Source organism: Vicinamibacterales bacterium, assembly GCA_036504215.1.
In the GTDB taxonomy this organism is placed as follows: Bacteria; Acidobacteriota; Vicinamibacteria; order Vicinamibacterales; family Fen-181; genus FEN-299.
In genome coordinates this window covers 138,700-156,773 of the sequence record DASXVO010000059.1, presented here as the reverse complement: position 1 = coordinate 156,773, position 18,074 = coordinate 138,700, and the positions used below count along the sequence as shown (strand labels likewise).

The following is an 18,074-nucleotide window of genomic DNA, read 5'->3' as shown; positions in this document are numbered from 1 at the left end:
CCTACCTGCGTTGTCCCTGCGCCGGCGGGTGGAACTCGAACTCCTTCGGCGGCTCCGCGCCCATCAGGTGCCGGACGAAGTAGTCCCACCGACGCCTCATCATGTAGGGTTCACTGCCGAAACCGTGTTTCCGGTTCGGAAACAGGAGCAGATCGAAGTCCTTGTTGGCCTTGACGAGCTCGTTCACGACGAGCAGCGTGTTGTAGGGCGGCACGTTGTCGTCCATCGTGCCGTGCGCGATCAGGAGCTTTCCCTTCAGGTTCTTGGCGAAGTTCTGGTTTGCCTGGCTGTCGTAGCTGTCGGTGCCCTCCGACCTTCGTTCGAGCAACCCCTGCCACTTCTCGCCCCAGTCGTCCTCGTACCCGCGGTTGTCGTGGTTGCCGGCCTGTGACACTCCAACCTTGAAGAAGTCCGGGTACCGGAACATCGCGTCCGCGGTGGCGAATCCGCCACCTGAGTGGCCGTAGATCCCGGCCCGATCGATGTCGATCCACGGATAACGCCTGGCGAGGTCGTTCATCCCCGCCACCTGGTCGGGCAGCGTGTTGTCGCCCATGTCGCCGTAGTAGGCGTCGTGGAACTTCTTCGAGCGCCAGGGCGTGCCCATCCCGTCGATTTGCACGACGAGGAAGCCGAGCTCGGTGAGGGCCTGTGCGTCGCCACGCGCGGCGGAGAAACTGCGACCGCCGACGCTGCCGGTCTGCGGTCCCGGGTAGATGCTGTTGATGATCGGGTACTTCCTGTCGGGATCGAAGTTCGTCGGTTTGAACAGGAGCCCGTAGAGGTCCGTTACGCCGTCGCGCCCCTTCACCGTGATCGGGATCGGCGGTTTCCAGCCGGCGGCCACGAGCCGCGAGATGTCGGCCTTCTGGAGGGCGAGCGCCAGCTTCCCGTCGGCCGCCTTCAGAACGCTGACCGGCGGGACGTCGGGCCGGGAGTAGTTGTCGATGAAGAGCGCGCCGGATGGCGACACCGAGATGTCGTGATCGGCATCCTCCGGCGTCAGCAGCGCCAGGTTCTTGCCGTCGAAACCGATGCGGTAGTAGTGACGGAAGTACGGATCGCGCCCCTTCTCGCGTCCCACGCCGACGAAGTGGATGACGCGGGCCTTCTCGTCCACGCGCAGCACCTGGGCGACATTCCCCTCACCCGACGTGATGGCGTGCTTCACTCGTCCGGTCTGTAGGTCGTAGAGATAGAGATGGCCCCAGTTGTCACGTTCCGAGAACCAGATCACTTCGTTCGTGTCGAACAGGACGCGCCAGTTCGCCTTGTCGAGGCCGGATTCGTAGTACGTGCTCACGCTCTCTTCGAAGACGTCCCGTACATCGCCTGTCACCGCGTTCGCGATCCGCACCTGCTCGCGCTTGTGGTCGCGCGAGGTCGACACGAACGCCAACCGCGACGAGTCGCCGCTCCACTGCGCGTCCTCCAGTTCCCCTGACGCCGACTTGATGTCATCGGTCACCGTGGATCGGTGCTGATCGGGCGGCATCTTCAGGCGCACGACCTTCGGCCCGTCCAGGTGGATGATCACCCGCTGAATCGTCGTGACCTTCTCGTCGCCCGGAAGGGGGTATTTCCACGCCTGAAGCGTCGGATGGCCGACCTTCGTTTCGACGACGTACATCTCGCCGACGCCGCGCTGGTCTTGCTGGTACGTCGCGATCTTCGTCGAGTCGGGCGACCAGAGGACCACCGGGGCATCACTGCGCGCCCACCCGGCGTTGTCGGTCGCGTATCCGAAGTCCCTGACGCCATCGGTCGTCAACGCCTTCTCGGCGCCCGTCGCGGTGTCACGTACCCAGAGGTTGTCGTTGCGGATGAACACCGCCCATTTCCCGTCGGGTGACTTCCTCTCCTCTCGCCGGGAGGCGGCAGCGCCGGAGGTGTCGGCCGCTGTCCGGCTCGACGAGCACGACCTCCCTTGCACGTCACACGACCACTTGACCGATTGCACGGTGAACGTGATCGATTGCCCGTCCGGCGTGAACTCGAACTGCGAGAACGGCAGGTGCGTCGCGTCACAGGTCGCTTTCGAGGCGACCGCGAGCGTGGCGGCCAGCTTCGCGTGGTCGAAGGCCGGAGCCTTCGTGCCCTTCGCCGGATCCACGAGGACGAACTCCGCGCCGTTCTCGACCGTGTCGCGATACCAGAAGCGGTCACCCGGCAGCCACGTCGCGCGCACTGCGCCGTGCAGCACCAGCGGGTTCACGCTGTAGCCGAGGAACTTCTCCGCGCGTGCATAGTCGGACGCGTTCAGTGCGCGCGGAGCGTTCGCGGCCGGCGCCTGCGCCAGCGACTGGACGGCGAGCCCGGTGAAGACAGCGAGACCCACCAGCGTGCGAGAAACGCGCCGGATCGCTGACACGTCCATCCTAGCCTCCGTGTTGTCGGAAATCGGTTGCAGAGAGTCCACCTCGAACCGTGGCGCGGCAAAGTCTAGCACGTGGTGGCTCACAGGTCGCGGCGGGCAAATCGCCAGTATGCGAGGGCGGAAAGGACCAGCGTCGGAATCGCGAGAATCGAGAGGTCGTGAAAGGTCGGCGCGGTGCCGTTCGCCACCGCGAAGCCCGGGAAGTAGTGGAACGGCGAGAGCCACCGAATGCGGCGGGCCGGCGCCCACACGTCGCTGAGGAAGTTCAGCAGGTACAGCACGACGACGGCCATGCCGACCAGCGCGAACGCCGTGCCTCGCCGTCGCACGAACGTGGCAACCGCGAGACCCAGCGCGGCAAACGTCCACGCGAGGAAGACCAGGTGCGCGGCCAGGCTCGCGACGTTCGCCGCAGCCGGCCACGTCGCCCCGGCCGGCGCGAACCCAACGAGGCCGAGCCAGGTGCCGAGCGCCATCGCCGCGACCAGCGCGCTCGAGAGCCCGAGTGCGAGCAACAGGCTCCGGGTGACGATCCAGTGGCGCGCGAGGGGCCGCGACAGCTCGAGGTCGAACAGCCCCCACTCGATCTCGCCCGCAGGCTCGGTGGCGATGAACGCCCCCGTCTGCAGCACCGCCAGGACGACAATCGGGTGGAAGTAGCCGAAGGTGACCAGCCCGGGAAACGACGCCAGTACGAGGGCGCCTGGCCCGAGGGACTGCTGCAGGTTCATCGGCATCAGCGACGACAACACGTCGAACGATCGCGTCTCGACGAACGATCGCGCGACCAGCACGAGCAGCACCTGGAAGCCGGCGAGAATCCACGCCACGACCGCAAAGACGGCGGCCGTGCGTGCAAACGACCGGCCGACGAGCGCGCGGAACGGGGCAGTCCGCATCATGGCCTCGCGTAGAGCCTGAGCACGTAGTCTTCGAGCGAGAACCGCTCGACCTCGAGGTCCGCAATCGGCAACCCGACCAGCACCGCGACGAGCGGGCCCAGCTCCCCGACCACATCGAATACCCAGCGCCGATCTTCCTTGGCCACGAGCAGGATCGTCGGGCCGGTCGGAGCGTCCCGGGACACGGGCCCGGAGAACGTGACGGTCACGCGGCGGGGAAACGCGGCGCCGATCTCGCCCATCGCCTTCACCGCGGCCAGCCGGCCGCGACGAATCAGGACGACCCGGCCGCACGTCCGCTCCACCTCGGACAGCACGTGCGACGACAGGAACACTGTCGTCCGCCCGTCCCGCTTCAGCTCGTCGATGGTCTCGCAGAACGCCTCGATCATCAGCGGATCGAGGCCGCTCGTCGGCTCGTCCAGGATGACGACCGCCGGCCGGCCCATCAGTGCCTGAACGATCCCCAGCTTGCGCTTCATGCCGTGCGAGAAATCGCGGAGGCGGCGCTTCAGGTCGGCGGGACCGACGTCGAAGCGGTGCAGCAGGCGTTCCACGATCGCCGGGTCGGCGACTCCGCCGGACAGGCTGGCCAGGTAGTCGAGGTACTCGCTGCCGGTCAGTTCAGGGTAGACCGGCATCTCGCCGGGCAGGTAGCCGACGAGCGCACGAGCCTTCAGACTCTCGGTGCGGCAGTCGAAGCCACCGATTCGGGCGCGGCCGCGAGTTGGACGGATGAGGTCGAGCAGGAGGCGGATGGTGGTGGTCTTGCCGGCGCCGTTGGAACCGAGAAACCCCAGCACCTCGCCGGCTTCGACCTGGATGGTGAGATCCTCCAGCGCCACAAGCCTGCCGTAGTGCTTCGTCAGCCCTTCGGTCTCGATGATGGGCTTCACGCGGGTGTTTATACCGCAAAACGGCCGAGCCGTCTCAGTTTTGTGCGGTCTTGGGCGTCAATCCCTGTTGTTCACGTGCCTGGAGGGCGCGAAAGATCGAACACCAATCCTTGTGCTCCGCGATGGCCATCCCGCATTCCGGGCAAATTCGCACACGGGCGGGCGGCTGAGCCGTCCCGATCCCGAGGATTCTCTTGAGAAACGTCATCTGGGCCTCCGTCGCGCTGCGAACCGCCAGACGGTTCCACCTCGCTATCGAAGAATACGTCCGCCGGCGCTGTCAGGTTCCACTGTATGGACGGAGCCCGGGGGCGAAAGGTTGGCTGGGGATGGCCCCAGCCGGACACTGCTCATCGCGAAGCCGTCGGCCTCGCGGCGGAAGACGAGGCGGTCTGCACCCACGGTCACGACCAACTCGTCGCCGAGAAGAGTCTGCGTCACCGTGACCCCGGCCAGCGCAGAGGACGGGCGAGACGCCCGTCCCACTCCTGCCGCCCGGTCCACACCGTCGGCCCGTCCCACTCCTGCCGCCCCGTCCACACCGTCGGCCCGTCCCACTCCTGCCGCCCGGTCCACACCGTCGGCCCGGCTTGCTCCTGCCGCCCGATCCGCTCCGTCGGCCCGTCCCACTCCTGCCGCCCCGTCCGCTCCGTCGGCCCGGCGCACTCCTGCCGCCCGGTCCACACCGTCGGCCCGGCTTGCTCCCTCGAGCGCCGGCAGGAGCGCCGTCGCCAGCAGCAGCCGGCCCGTGTTCTCGCGCGACCTGATCCGCAGCACGCTCACCGGCTCGATCCAGCCGGTCACCGCCTCGATTCGTCCCTCGATTTTGTTCGCATCGGCCGGGACGACGTCGATCGCGCTCCCTCCGTCGGACACTGTCCATCCCCCACCCGGCCGCTCGCTCGCTCTGCCGTGGGTGTGAAAGCGCAGCTCGATCGGCGCCGGTGCCGTCACCTCGACCTCGTCGAGCAGCACGTAGTAGCGCCGGTCGACGAAGACCACGTGGCGCCGCGCGCGCGGCGTGTCTGCCTGGTAGGCGCCGTCGGCGATCCCGATGAACGCCACGTAGCCTGGCCCCACGGCCGGTCCACGTAATGTTCCCTTGCGGCCGGGGATCTGCCCCTTGCCGTCCACGACGACCGTGTTGTGTCCCGCCGTCGTGATCTCGTAGTACTGAAAGCGCCGCGCAGAATTGAAGTAGTCGGCCGGATACGGCCGGCTGCCCAGGTCGACGAGGACCATGGTGTCGCCGACGCCAACGCTCACATGGTTGAGATCGAGATGCGTGTGATTGGCCGCCAGGGATCCGTTCTTGAACGCGAGGAAGAACGGCGGATCGGGCTGCGACGGGGCGAGCATCGCCCAGCCGATGGACGAGAAGGCCGTCACCGGCTGCAACGTGGGCGCAGCGTCCCGACCGCCCGGACCGCCCGGGACGGTATCCGCCTTCCAGACGATCTCCAATGCTTCTTCCGGCCAGCCTTCCCTGCCCGGGCCTCGCGGCGGCGTGCGGTCCTGATACCACGAGAAATCCGTGTTCCCGTACTCACGCGCCAGGAAGTAGAAGATCGGATCGGCGGCGCGGCTGGCGCTGTCGCCGAAGCTCGCGGTCAGTCTCCGGCCCGGGTTGAAGACGATGGGGAAGTACCCGGTGACGCGCGCGCCGGCCCGCGCCAGATACCGCGCGCCTTCCGGGCGTCCGGCGCGGCGCAACGCGTCGGCCGCCATGAACGCGTAGCGATGGCCGTACGCCCAGTAGCCCGTTCCCTCATCCCACGCGCCGTCGTCGCCGAGGTGTTCCCAGTAGCGAGCCATGGCCGGCACGGCAAGCGTCAGCACCTGATCACTGAGGATGCTGTCCGGCCCGAGCGCGAGCGCGAGCACCGTGGCGCCACCGTTGCAGACCGGGTTCCAGTTGTGCTCGGCCGTGAACCAGAACATCGGCTTCGCCCTCGTCGTGGCGTCGAGGTAACCGCGGAGCGCCCGTCGCTCGACACCCTCGCGCAGCCGGCCGCGCTCGGCGGGCGTCAGCGCGTCGTAGAGCCAGTCGTACGCCAGGCCGAAGGTCAGCGAGAGCTCGCCGCTCATCAGGTCGTACGGCGGCTGGTGGGCCGTGTCCACCCAGATCGGCCAGTCGTCGATCGCCTGCGTCAACTGGCTGACGACGGCGTCGCGGTAGCGACGTTCGCCCGAGAGCAGAAACGCCATCGCCAGTGTGGCCGTCCGGCCCTGCAGCCGGCGCGCCGACTCGATCCCCTTGAGCTGTCCGGGCGGATCGGGCTCTCCTCGCCCTGTCTTCGACGACATCAAAGGCGGCGCCGTCAGCAGCGCGTTCGCGCGCGCCATGAGTCGTCTTGCGACGGGTGCGAGCGCGGGTTTCGCCGCCTCCACACGAATCGCCGCCAGCCCCGCCGCATCGAAGAACAGCCGGGGATGGGGTGCATCCGCCCGGGTCTGCGCGGCAGACGCCGTGAGGGCGAAAAAGACGATGACTGCGCGAAATCGAGGGAGCATGCGCGCCATGATACAGGACGCTGGCAGGGTCGGTGATATCATCGCGGCGCCCAGCCCCACTGCCCCCAATACATCGGAGGACGCAATCGTGAATCACAGAACACGTCTGATGACCGCCATGGCCGCCGCCCTGTTGGTGCTCTGGCCAGGCCTCCCCGCATCCGCGCAAACCCAGGCTCAGGCAGCCGCCCCGACCCAGACGCCTCAGCGCCAACCCCGCCGGGCTCCGCGCTTGAGCGTCCCGATGGATCAGGATCGGGCGCGTGAGCAGTATGTGTCGAAGGATCCGAAGGATCATTCGCCCGGGACGAACTACCAGGCGGACATCGACGCGCGCACGAAGGTGGACGCGCGCTACCTCGAAGTCTGCAAGGGCATCATCGACTACAAGAAGGTCACCTATCGCAGCAGGGTGAATGATCTCGACATTCCCGCGTACCTCTTCCAGCCGATCGAGAAGCGCGGGACGAAGGGCCACGCGGCGCTCGTCTGGGTGCACGGCGGTGTCCACAGCAATTGGGGCATCTCGTTGTTCCCCTTCGTGAAGGAAGCCGTCGCGCGAGGCTACGTGGTGATCGCGCCCGAATATCGCGGCAGCACCGGCTACGGCGAAGCGTTCCACCGCGCGATCGACTACGGCGGCAAGGAAGTGGAGGACGTGATCTCGGCCTTCGACTTCCTCGCGACACTGCCGCACGTCGACCCCGCCCGCGTCGGCATCATGGGCTGGAGCCACGGCGGCTACATCACGCTGCTCTCGCTCTTCCGCGAGAAGCATCCCTTCGTGGCGGGCGCTGCGATCGTCCCCGTGACAAACCTGGTCTTCAGGCTGTCGTACAAGGGCCCGGGCTATCAGTGGGACTTCTCGACGCAGGAGGCCATCCAGGGCCTGCCGTACGAGAAGCCCGACATCTACATCCAGCGCTCGCCGCTCTATCAGGTGGACAAACTGCAAGTGCCGCTGCTCGTGCACGTCTCCACCAACGACCTGGACGTGAACTTCGTCGAGGACCAGCAGATCGTGGATGCGCTCCGTTCGCGCAAGTCGGACCTGGCCGAAACGAAGGTCTACGTCAACCCGGCACCCTGGGGTGACAGCAAGGGCCATTCGTTCAGCCGACGGGTGGATCGGCAGACGCTGCAGCGCGTCGACTCGCCCGAGCAAATCGACTCGTGGAACCGGACGTGGACGTTCTTCGACTGGAACCTGCGCCCGTATGAGGACCGCTCGAAGCCGCCGGCGCCGATCAGGGAGAGATAGGGAATCGAACCTGGCAGGGGCGCAACTGGCTGCGCCATGACGCCTGGGCGAAACGGCTGTGGACAGAATCGAGAAGAGAGAAGGGGCGGCGGGCACTGCCAGCATCGCCGAAGCCATTCGACGATCGCCTGGAGGCCCGCCCCCTCTCTGCTGTGCCGCCGCCTTGCCGCCCTGGCGCCTGACCGTTCCTTCCGCCTGGCCGCCTTGCCGCCCTGCCGCCCTGCCGCCCTGCCGCCTTGGCGCCTTGCCGCCCTGCCGCCCTGGCGCCTGGCCGCCTGACCGCCTGACCGTTCCTTCCGCCTGGCCGCCCTGGCGCCCTGCCGCCTGGCCGCCTGGCCGCCCTGGCGCCTGACCGTTCCTTCCGCCTGGCCGCCCTGGCGCCTTGCCGCCTTGTCGCCTTGCCGCCCTGCCGCCCTGGCGCCCTGGCGCCTTGCCGCCCTGTCGCCCTGCCACCTGTTCGGCGCTGCCAACCCACCGAGTGGCACGGGCGTCCCGCCCGTGGGTGCGCTACTGCCGCTGCCTCTGACCCGTCGTCCCCGTCCGTTTGGTGCCCACCTGCGGCGTCTCGCGCGCCAGTTCGATCAGATCGACGCTCTCGGCCGATTGACCCAGCAGGATGAACATGTCGAACCGCTTGTTCGCCTTGATGATGGCGTCGGCCAGGCGGATGGTGTTCGCCGGGTGCACGTTGTCGTCGATGTCTCCGGTCACGAGCAGCAGGTGGCCCTTCAGGTTCTTCGCAATGTCCGAGTTCCGGTCGATCGTATACTCGAACTTCACCTTGCCGTCCTTGTCGGTCGTTTCCTTCACGCCGTGGTGCTTCTCGCTCCACCAGCGGTTGTACACGTTGTTCTCGTGGTTGCCGGACGATGACACCGCGACCTTGAAAAAGTCCAGGTAGATACTCCTTGGTGATGGGAAGAGACGGGTGGGAGGCGTACCGCCGGGCGCGGGGATTGTAGCGCCTTTTCAACCTCTGGGTGGTGGGCGTGGTCCAACTGTCGTGGATTGTCCCCGCTCACTGGAAGTGTTCCCGCGGCTCTCACACCTGCACACGAGGACGAGATGACACGGACGATCTGGCGGCGCGGCACGGCGATCGGGTTCCTGACGCTCCTTCTGGCCCTTCCGGGCATGTCCGGGGCGCAACCACGAGATCCGGGGCGGGAACCGGCGGGCCCGATGTCCTTCTCGGGGGACGGGCACACGGTCTACGGCGACTGGCACGCCGACGTGTCGCTGTCCGAATCCGCCTGGAGGCAGGGCCTCGGCCTCGAGATCGCCGCCACGCTGGTCTTCAGCGAGACCCACCTGGCCGGCCTGTCAGCGGCGGGCATCAGGGCAGACAAGGTCTGCATGCTGGTCACCGCCGAACGGACGTTCGACGCGGACGGATGGATGCGGCTCCCGAGCGACGAGCGGATGTCCACGCTGCTCACGCCCACTGGCCTCGCCATCGAAGGGGGCGTGCAGGGGGCAGGCACCACTCGCTACGGCTATGCCTTCAAATCGCCGTTCGATCAGTTCCTGTCCCTGCCGGTGGGCGACGCCCAGCAGGGGCGCACGGCCGGCACCCGGCAGGTGACCTTCGCCGTCCGGGCGCCGTTGCCGGCCGAACTGCCGCCTGGCCTCTACCGCCTCCGCTTCGATTTCGGCGTACTGGTCGGCACGCGACTCTACAACTTCAACGGCTACACCTTTGCCGCGCGGCCGTTTTCGCCAGAAATCGGCACCAGCACGTATTTCTATTCTCCCGTCATCCCGGCCAGCGGGCACCACGTGTCCGGCCGCGTCGTCAACGGCTCCAGCATCCAGCCTCGATTCGCCTGGCTGCTGCTCTCGAACTACAACTCCAACGGCTACCGGGGCGTCGTCGCCGACGAGGATCGCCAGCGTTTCGCCACCTCGGACCGCAGCCTGATTCCGGACGATGTCATTCTGCCGATGTACGACGACTACGGGAACCGTGTGTCCTATTCACTCGAACCGCAGTTCCCAGCCGATAGCATCGACCCGTTGCAGAACATCAAGTGGGACTGGACGACGGGCGAACTGACGGTGAAGGTCCAGGGGCCCGACGGGCGCACGACCGACCTGGGCGTCGCGAAGATCGTGGCCCGGACGGGCAACGGCCCGACGACGAAGAACGCCGCCTTCACGACGTGGAAGCCGGCCGCCTACGGACAATACACGGTGACCGCCACCGGCTGGATTGCCGACCAACAGGGGCAGCGATACGAGGGTGGCGGCACCTTTCGTTTCTGGATCGCCCGGCGGATGACGCTGGCCACGGCGACCTTCCAGGGCATGCCGTACCCGGTCGGTGCCACGTACGGCCGTGACATTCAGTTCAATCCGGCGTTCCCGGCCGACGTGCAGGTGACAGTCAGCCTCTCTGTCGGCTCCGATCCCGCAACGATGCGGACCCTGTCTTACTCCGGCCGGGCTTCGGCAGCCGGAATCTTCGGCGCCGCGCAGGGCATGAAGTCGTTTCCGCTCGACGCTCCCGGCGAGTACCACGCGAAGGTGCTGGCCAAGTACACGGACTCGGAAGGTCACCTCTGGGTGTCCACGATGCGCCACGCGGGGATCGTCTACCCGGAGTCGTCGCCGGTCGTCGCACGCGGCAAGAAGATCCAGATTGGCGGGAAGTACGTCGAGCGCGGCGAGACCCGCTTCGAAGGGTACGTCGAACCGGACGGAACGCAGCACCTCGCTCACATCACCTTTCCCTACCAGGCCGGCGACGTGCTGCTGATCGGCGCGGAAGGCCAGGGGGCGAACAAGATCGAGCCGGTGCTCACGTACCAGTTGGCGGGCGACACCTCGCCGTGGGACACCAGGCTCAACGGGGTGGGCACGTCGAACCTGGCCATCAAGACGTCGAACGGCTACTCGCCGCACCTCTACCCCGAATACATCACCGACATCGAGTACTACTACGGCGCCGCGCCCCGGCCCGGCTTCATGGGCCGTTTCATCGTCGGGGAGAGCACCGTTCGGGCGCCGTACTGGCCCGTGAGCCCGAACAGTTTCGGCGGACAGATCGGCGCGTCGGCGAACGGCGATGCGCCGGGAGACATCTACCGGCTGCTGGGCGGGGTGGTGATGAGGCGAGCACGCCAGGCGCCGATGTACTCCGGCTACATCTCGAGCGCGTTTCTCCTGCCCAAGGGCACGAACAACAACCGCATCGTGGCCGCCGGCGCGGAGGACCTTCACGGCCCGCTCGGCGACAAGGCGAGGTTCTTCCTGGTCGGCCTGCGCCCGGGCACGTCGTACGAAGTCGGCAGCAGCTTCCGAGCCGCGATGCAGATCGATCCCATCCTGCCGGTGTCGATCCATTTCGTGCTGACGTATCCGGACGGGCGGCAGCAGGTGGCCGACGGCGTGGGCGACCGGTTCGGATCGTTTGCCGGGGCCGCGGCGTGGCCGCTCGACGTGCCTGGCATCTACCGCTACCAGGTCACCGCGTCGTGGAACGGATTGGTGGGCCGCATGCCTGGCCTGCCAGACAGCGGCGGCGAGTTCTTCGTGTATTCCAAGACGCGGCCGAGTGGCGCCACCGGCCTTCGAATCGACGGGGCCACGACGCGCGTCTTCTCGGCGGCGGCAGGGACGACCATCACCGGCAGCAGCACCGCGTCGACGGTCCACTACACGCTCATCACGCCGGGCGCGGTCATCGAACAGGGCGATCTCGCCGTGAAGAACGGCAAGTTCCAGTACGCCTTCAGCCCGGCTGCCGTTCATGCGCGGGTCCCGCTCTACGACATCACGAACATCACGACCGGTGCGCCGCAGATCGGCCGCGTCATCCATTTGACCTTCTTCTCCCAGGAGGGCGGGCCGGGAGGAACGTTCTACGACACGGCGCGGGTCATCCTTCGCGGCACGACGCTCGTGGCGTCCCGCGCGCCGCTCCCAACGTCTGCTGTACCGCTGCTGCCGGGCGCCACGGCGGACAGCGTGGGCGCCGGCCGCGGTGTCGCGTCCGCAGAGACGTTGCGGAATCAGCCGGCGGCCGATTCGGCGGCGTCGCCCAACGGTCCGGCCGGCACCCGGGTGGCGGCCACGAGCGTGGATGAGGTGCGCGACTGGGATTCCAGGCTCAACCGTCTCCTGCGCGAACGGCAGCTCGTGCTGACGCGGCAGGAAGCGGACACCGTGCGGCCGGGCCGCGTCCACGAACGGATGCGCCAGATGTATCGCGGCGTGCCGGTGTTCGGCGCCGAGTTCACGCGACAGGTCGCGAACGGGCTGCCCGTGTCGATCTTCGGCGTCGTGCACGAGGGGATCGATCTCGACACCACGCCGAACGTCGGTGCGGATGACGCCGCCGCCATCGTGGAGGCGCAAACGGGTGGCCGCGTCGGGGCGGGCCGTCCGCCGACACTGGTGGTGCTGCCACTGGGGTCCGTGGGCACGGAGGATCGCAACCGCGCCGGAAGCTTCGCTCTCGCGTGGCAGGCGGAAGCCCGGAGTGGCTCGGACGTGCGCCTGTGCTTCATCGACGCGAGAACCGGTGCGCTGCTGTTGAACTATCGCAACGTCAAGACGGTGGCCGGCGCGCAGTCGAGCGCAACGGATCGGGCGCGATTGCGTCCGATCGTGGCCCTCGACCTTCGCGGCGACGCGCGTCGGACGGCGGCCATTCTCGAGGGTGCGGCCGCTCCTGCCCTGTCCGACATAACGGCGGGCGACGCAGCCTCGGCTGCGGCGGCCGCGCACGCGAGCATGAGTGCGACCTACGACTACTACCTGCAGCGATTCGGGCGCCACGGCCTCGACAACCGCGACTCGACCATCACGGCCATCGTGAATCCAGCGCGTCGCGAGGACTGGGCGGCCGTCAGCGCGACCTATCCGAACTTCTATGGCGGCGCCTTCTGGGACGGCCGCGTGGTGGTGCTCGGCGAGGGCGCGCCGGCCGTTGCGGACTTCGATGGGCCTCGGTGGGAGAACGCTGCATTTGCGCTCGATGTGGTGGCCCACGAACTGACGCATGGTGTCATCGACTCGACGTCGGGGCTGATCTACCGGGGCGAGTCTGGCGCACTGAGCGAGGCCTTTGCCGACATCCTCGCGACGGGCGTGGAGTTCTCGCGACAGGAACCCGGGTTCGGCACGGGGCGGGCAGACTACCTGATTGGCGAAGATGCCGTACCTGGCGGTTTCCGATCGATGGCGGATCCTTCGATGTTTGGCCACCCGGATCACGCTCGCACGCTGGCGACGGGCGCCGAGGACAACGGGCGCGTCCACGCCAATTCGACGATTGTCAGCCACGCGTTCTACCTGGCAGTCGAAGGCGGCACGAACCGGACATCCGGTCTGTCGGTCGCGGGTGTCGGGCGGGAGCGGCGGGACGAGATCGAGCGCGCCTTCTACCGCGCGATGGTGTACCTGCTGCCGTCGGCTGCGGATTTTGGCCTCGCGCGGGCGGCCACCGAGCAGTCTGCTCGTGACCTCTACGGCGCAGGCAGCGCCGCCGAGCGCGCGGTCGCCCAGGCCTGGACGGCCGTCGGGGTGGCGGCCAGATAGCCGGCGTCGAAGGCGGAGTCGGGCCGCGATGCTGGAGGGGCGGCGCGGTTGACGCCCCTGACGCAGCGGCCCATCATCCCGCTCGTGCCGCACCTACCCAGCCTGCCTCTCACGTTCCTCCTTCTCGCGGCATCGGTGACCTGCGGCGCAGACCGCCCCTCGCCGGCGCAGGCCACGCCGACGCCAGCGGTTCCCGCCGGCTGGACACTGGTCTTCTCCGACGAGTTCGGCACGCCCGGCGCTCTCGACCCTGCGAAGTGGAGCTACGAGATCGGCTACATCCGCAACAACGAAGCACAGTCCTACACGTCGCGGGCGGAGAACGTCCGCGTCGAGGGCGGCAACCTGGTGATCGAAGGCCGGAATACGTGCGGGTCTACCAGCAGAAGTGAGTCGGTCCTACTGCGTCACCTGGAACGCGACCAGTTGTTCCGTCTCCGCGTTGGCAACCTTCGCGCGAATGCGGAGGATGTAGGTGCCGCGTCCCAGGTTGCGGGTCGGCAGTTCGAAGCGCAGCTTCCCGGCGCTCGCCTCCGGCAGCGCTAGAGGCGCGAGTTCCTTCCCGTCGCCGCTCAGCAGTTGGCCGCTCAATTCCGGCGTCGTGTCCTTGCGGACGTTGTAGCACTCGACATCCACGAACACCCGCTCCGATTGATGGAACAGCCGCGAGGCACGCGGAAGCGGATCTGGCGTCGCCTGCAAGGTGCGGTACTCGTTCGCCGATCTAACGGTGTAGAACCTCGGAGTCGCGAGGCTGACAGTGGGCTTGGAGTAGTCCGGCAGCGTCACGGCCTGCTCCCACCGGTCGAGGGCCGCTCCGTCGGCGTCACGCGCCGTGAACCTGAACGTGACCTCGCCCGGTGCGAGCGCGAAGTCCTCGCGGGAGTGGGTCGTGCCGGCCGGCCCGGGCATCGTGAGGGTCCTGGCCGGCTCCGCGGCGGCGTGATCCCGCACGACCTCGACATCCACCTTCGCGATCTGCTTCTGAGCTTGTGCGGATGCCGGCTCGATGGTCAGCGTCGCGGTCGTCTGTCCGTCGGCGCGCCGTGACAGGCCAATCCAGGTGCGCACCGGGCCCCTCGGCTGCACGCGCGCCAGTGTCTGCATCGCGCCGGTGACACCCGGGACTTTCGGCTGGTTGGCAATCGCCGCCGCGGCATCGAGTTCGGCTCGGCTCGGAGCCCAGTAGCCGGCACGGTGGAGCACGTGGACGCCCGGACGCTTCACCTTCACCGAGATCTTGTGGAACTTCCCGTCATCCTGCGACCGCGTGGGCGTGTAGCCGATCAGGTAGTACGCGGTGGCATCGATGACCGCCTTCGCAAGCCCCTCTTCGATGGCATTCGAGTTGATGATCGCCCGGCCACCGGTGTTGTCCGCGAACTGATAGAGCGTGTCGGTCGACCCGAAGCCGCCGCCGCCCAGGCCGCGCGGGTCGACGCTGTCGATCGTCACGTTGCCGCGGTTGGCCGCGGTGATCACCGCCTGCAGGTCCTGCTGCAGGTCGGCGCTCTCGAACCGATGCTGCGGCCCCTGACTCACGAAGATGACGGTCTTGCGTCCCTCCCGCAGGCCTCCGAGCCACGTCACCAGCGCCTCGAGCGCCGAAATCGTCACTTCCGCGCGAATCCGTGCGATGTCCCGTCCCTCCTGCAACTGCGCTTCCTCGACGACGCTCCTGACCGGGAAGATCTGACCCTGACGCCCCTCGAAACGGTGGATGACGTCGAGCAGATCCGGCTTGGACCGCGTGAGCCTGATCGCGCTCAGCGGCGTGAGGGGATCGCTGATCGACACGAGGTCGGTGGGCTCCAGCCGGTTGATGAACGTTGACAGACCGCGGCGGAGCGGGATGGTGATGCTCGGGAGGCGATCGATGTGGTAGTCGTCCAGGAAGATCGCAAACAGGCGAACATCGTCTCGCGCGGCCTCGGCTTCCGCGTTCTCGGGCGAACGGATCTCGAGCGAACGATCGTCGCCCGGCGCCGGCTGACCGTTGGCCAGCACGAACTTCATCGTCTCGACGCGCTGCGTGGCCCCGTCTTCCGTCACCTCGAAATCGGCAGCCTGCAGGTCGGTCACGGGTTGGTCGCCCCTGCCGGTCACCGACACGTCCACCCGGACCAGTTTCACCCCCGCGCGGAAGACCGGTGGCTGCTGCTGTGGTGGCGGTGGTTGTTGTTGTTCGGATTGTGGCTGCTGCGCTCGTGCCCCGGGCGTGAGACATGCGATCGCGACGGCGACAGTGCAAAGGAGCGGTCGCACCATTTGGACCGGGCGGAATCCCATGCTCGCATTCTATCGCGGAGCCAAGGCGGCGGGGGCCAGGAGGTGGGAATCGGGGACCGGGGGGTCAGCGAACCACGTCTGATTCGCTGACCCCAACCGGCGCTCCAGTGACAGTGCCGGTTGATGATCCTACTTCGCGCGCTTCACGATGTTCGGGTAGAGCAGCCAGGCGCCGACAGCGATGAAGGCAACCGGCCACCACTGCTCCAGCCAGTCGAGCGAGACGCCAAACAGGGTGTTCGACAGCATCACCGCACCAACCACGATGAGGGCGATGCCGCCGCCGAGCGACCCTCGGCCCATACTCAGCGGGAAGTCATCGGGCAGCGTCGCCGGCCCGATGCCGGCCAGGGCGTTGTTGTAGAAGACGGCGCGGCGCCAGGCGTCCACGACGTTGAAGAGCCAGTAGAACGACATGAAGAGCGCGAACAGTGGCTCCATGTGGTGGAGTCTGTTCGATGCCAGCAGCGCGATCAGCGAGGCGATGATGAGCGCGTTGGCGAAGCCCTGCTGGTAGTAGCCCACGTAGACCTGCCCGAGCCCCGGCATCAGCGACAACACCAGCGCGAGCACCGGCGACTTGCGCCGCGGGTCGTCGAAGAAGTCCCGACGGTTGGTGGCCGGGCCGGGGCGGGCGGCCGCCTGCTGCCCGCTCGGCTCGTGAGTTTGTTCGTAGGTGGACGCCACCTGTTCCGACATGTCTTGGTTCTGCATGACCGTCTCTCCTCGTCGAGCCTTGAAACCGCCTCGCCTCTTTGTCTCCTGATCAGTCAAACGTGCCGGGCTTCCCGGAGGTTCGGTGCCGCGCCGGCCGCGGGTGTCGTCTTTGGCGCGGACGGCTTCCGGATGCGTTCGACGAACTGGCCGAACGCGTCGATCATCGCCTGCGCCCACGCGGTCACCTGGCCTGCCATCGTCCTGAATGGCGCCTGGATGCGGGTGTCCCACCACGCGGCGAGCGCGGTGGACAGATTACGCCGGATCTCGACACCGGCCGCCGGCGCCTGCGCCACTGCCGCCACCGTTCGTGCGCCCGCAGAACGAGCGGCCGCGAGCGGCCCGCCAATCGTCCGTACCGCCGCTTCGGCGCGCGGCTCGAGGTAGAAGGCGCCCCGCGCGGACATGTTCTGAATCGCCCGCATCGGATCGCCGACGATCAGGATGAGCAGAAGCGTGCAGACGTAGGCGACCTCGTACGGGAATCGGGGACGCTGCGCCGCCCGCATCAGCCACGCCATCAGCCGCTCGCCGAACGACGGCTCGACCCGGTGCCTGCTCGTGTTGGACAGGACGTCCCGCATCAACGAGGCCGGTGGCGTCAACTCGGCGAGGCTGGGCAGCACCTGTGCGGTCCGGGCGAGCACTTCGGCCAACTCCGCACACGGGGCGCACCGGGCGACGTGGCCGGCCACGAGTTCCCGATCGAAAGCCTCGAGGCTGCCGTCCACGTAGTCGCAGAGCCGTTCGCGGGCGCTCTCGCAGGCGCTGCCGCTGGTGCGTGCCATGACCGCATCGACGAGGGACGCCTCGGCGTCTTCGTCCAGCCCGTCGCCGCGGCCCGACAGGCCCTCGAACAGGCGCGCGCACCGGGGGCACGCGGTCGCGTGCGCCTCGGCCCGCTGCCAGTCGGCCGGATCGCAGGCGCCGTCGAGCAACGCGTCCAGCGCCCGATCGAAGCCTTCGCAGTTCATCGCCCCACCCCTGAACCCTGCAACTCCAGAACGCGCGCGGCCAGTTCCAGCCGGGCGCGGTTGGACCGCGACTTCACCGTGCCAACCGGCACGTGCAGCGCGGCAGCGATCTCCTGCAACGACTGCCCCTGGATCTCCTTCAGCAGGATCATCTCCCGGCTCAGTTCGCCGAGGGACCGCATCGCCTTCCAGATGAGCCGGCGCTCGTTCGTCGCGGCGAGTTCCGACTCCGGCGTCCCGCCCGGCGCCGACAGGTCCAGCATCTCGTCCGCCAGCACGTCCTCGGCCGGCGGACGGGCCTTCTTGCGGCGGAGGGCGTCAATGCACACGTTGCGGGCGACGCGGACGAGCCAGGGAAGGAAGATGTCGGTGGCGGCCCACCGGCCGCGCGTTTCGTACACGCGGATGAAGATATCCTGCGCGAGGTCCTGCGCCTCGTCCGGGTTGGCGGCGTAGCCCGAGGCAATGGAATAGACCCGCCGCTGGAAATGGCGGACAAACGCCTCCCAGGCGAGGTCATCACCCTCGCGACACCGCTCGATGAGGCTGGCCAGGTCCATCGGCACGTCCGCTCCCACAGACTGTAACGCATTGCGAAAC

Annotated in this window: 11 protein-coding genes; 2 read left to right on the top strand and 9 right to left on the bottom strand. The window is 67.8% G+C overall.

Annotation, left to right across the window (positions count from 1 at the left end; all coding sequences use genetic code 11):
- Position 1: 1 nt before the first annotated feature.
- The 4 genes from VGK32_17695 to VGK32_17680 form a co-directional block, all read right to left on the bottom strand.
- Positions 2–2,377 (bottom strand): DPP IV N-terminal domain-containing protein, encoded by a 2,376-nt coding sequence (locus VGK32_17695; GenBank protein HEY3383602.1) that lies wholly within the window; start codon positions 2,375–2,377, stop codon positions 2–4.
- Positions 2,378–2,457: 80 nt separating this feature from the next.
- A complete protein-coding gene (locus VGK32_17690) occupies positions 2,458–3,279 on the bottom strand; it encodes an ABC transporter permease subunit (GenBank protein ID HEY3383601.1) in 822 nt (273 codons plus the stop codon).
- Entirely contained in the window at positions 3,276–4,175 is a 900-nt protein-coding gene (locus tag VGK32_17685) for an ABC transporter ATP-binding protein (GenBank protein ID HEY3383600.1), read from the bottom strand. The genes VGK32_17690 and VGK32_17685 overlap by 4 nt, the downstream gene beginning before the upstream one ends.
- A gap of 252 nt (positions 4,176–4,427) precedes the next feature.
- Positions 4,428–6,689: a heparinase II/III family protein gene (locus VGK32_17680; protein HEY3383599.1), complete on the bottom strand. Its 2,262-nt coding sequence runs from the start codon at positions 6,687–6,689 to the stop codon at positions 4,428–4,430.
- Between the two features lie 244 nt (positions 6,690–6,933).
- On the opposite strand from VGK32_17680, the gene VGK32_17675 reads away from it, so the two are divergent.
- Positions 6,934–7,950, top strand: a complete 1,017-nt coding sequence (locus VGK32_17675) for an alpha/beta fold hydrolase (protein HEY3383598.1) — start codon at positions 6,934–6,936, stop codon at positions 7,948–7,950.
- Between the two features lie 507 nt (positions 7,951–8,457).
- Here VGK32_17675 and VGK32_17670 read toward each other — a convergent pair.
- A complete protein-coding gene (locus VGK32_17670; GenBank protein HEY3383597.1) occupies positions 8,458–8,847 on the bottom strand; it encodes a prolyl oligopeptidase family serine peptidase in 390 nt (129 codons plus the stop codon).
- 168 nt (positions 8,848–9,015) lie between these two features.
- On the opposite strand from VGK32_17670, the gene VGK32_17665 reads away from it, so the two are divergent.
- Positions 9,016–13,494 carry a M4 family metallopeptidase gene (locus VGK32_17665; protein ID HEY3383596.1) on the top strand — a complete coding sequence of 1,493 codons (4,479 nt, stop codon included), beginning with the start codon at positions 9,016–9,018 and terminating at the stop codon, positions 13,492–13,494.
- A 399-nt stretch (positions 13,495–13,893) separates the two neighbouring features.
- Here the strand turns inward: VGK32_17665 and VGK32_17660 are convergent, their stop codons facing one another.
- The 4 genes from VGK32_17660 to VGK32_17645 all read right to left on the bottom strand — a co-directional run bounded on the left by VGK32_17660 (position 13,894) and on the right by VGK32_17645 (position 18,034).
- A complete protein-coding gene (locus VGK32_17660; protein HEY3383595.1) occupies positions 13,894–15,762 on the bottom strand; it encodes a VWA domain-containing protein in 1,869 nt (622 codons plus the stop codon).
- Positions 15,763–15,912: 150 nt separating this feature from the next.
- Positions 15,913–16,497 carry a DUF5668 domain-containing protein gene (locus tag VGK32_17655; GenBank protein ID HEY3383594.1) on the bottom strand — a complete coding sequence of 195 codons (585 nt, stop codon included), beginning with the start codon at positions 16,495–16,497 and terminating at the stop codon, positions 15,913–15,915.
- A gap of 56 nt (positions 16,498–16,553) precedes the next feature.
- Complete coding sequence (locus VGK32_17650; protein ID HEY3383593.1) at positions 16,554–17,474, bottom strand: zf-HC2 domain-containing protein; 921 nt, start codon at positions 17,472–17,474, stop codon at positions 16,554–16,556.
- On the bottom strand, positions 17,471–18,034 hold the full coding sequence (locus VGK32_17645; protein HEY3383592.1) for a sigma-70 family RNA polymerase sigma factor: 564 nt from the start codon (positions 18,032–18,034) through the stop codon (positions 17,471–17,473). The genes VGK32_17650 and VGK32_17645 overlap by 4 nt, the downstream gene beginning before the upstream one ends.
- Positions 18,035–18,074 lie beyond the last annotated feature (40 nt).

Coding starts and splice junctions, on each gene's coding strand:
- VGK32_17665 (HEY3383596.1), top strand. CDS start 9,016: ATGACACGGACGATCTGGCGGCGCGGCACGGCGATCGGGTTCCTGACG.
- VGK32_17675 (HEY3383598.1), top strand. CDS start 6,934: ATGGATCAGGATCGGGCGCGTGAGCAGTATGTGTCGAAGGATCCGAAG.
- VGK32_17650 (HEY3383593.1), bottom strand. CDS start 17,474: ATGAACTGCGAAGGCTTCGATCGGGCGCTGGACGCGTTGCTCGACGGC.
- VGK32_17690 (HEY3383601.1), bottom strand. CDS start 3,279: ATGATGCGGACTGCCCCGTTCCGCGCGCTCGTCGGCCGGTCGTTTGCA.
- VGK32_17680 (HEY3383599.1), bottom strand. CDS start 6,689: ATGCTCCCTCGATTTCGCGCAGTCATCGTCTTTTTCGCCCTCACGGCG.
- VGK32_17645 (HEY3383592.1), bottom strand. CDS start 18,034: ATGGACCTGGCCAGCCTCATCGAGCGGTGTCGCGAGGGTGATGACCTC.
- VGK32_17655 (HEY3383594.1), bottom strand. CDS start 16,497: ATGCAGAACCAAGACATGTCGGAACAGGTGGCGTCCACCTACGAACAA.
- VGK32_17660 (HEY3383595.1), bottom strand. CDS start 15,762: ATGGTGCGACCGCTCCTTTGCACTGTCGCCGTCGCGATCGCATGTCTC.
- VGK32_17695 (HEY3383602.1), bottom strand. CDS start 2,377: ATGGACGTGTCAGCGATCCGGCGCGTTTCTCGCACGCTGGTGGGTCTC.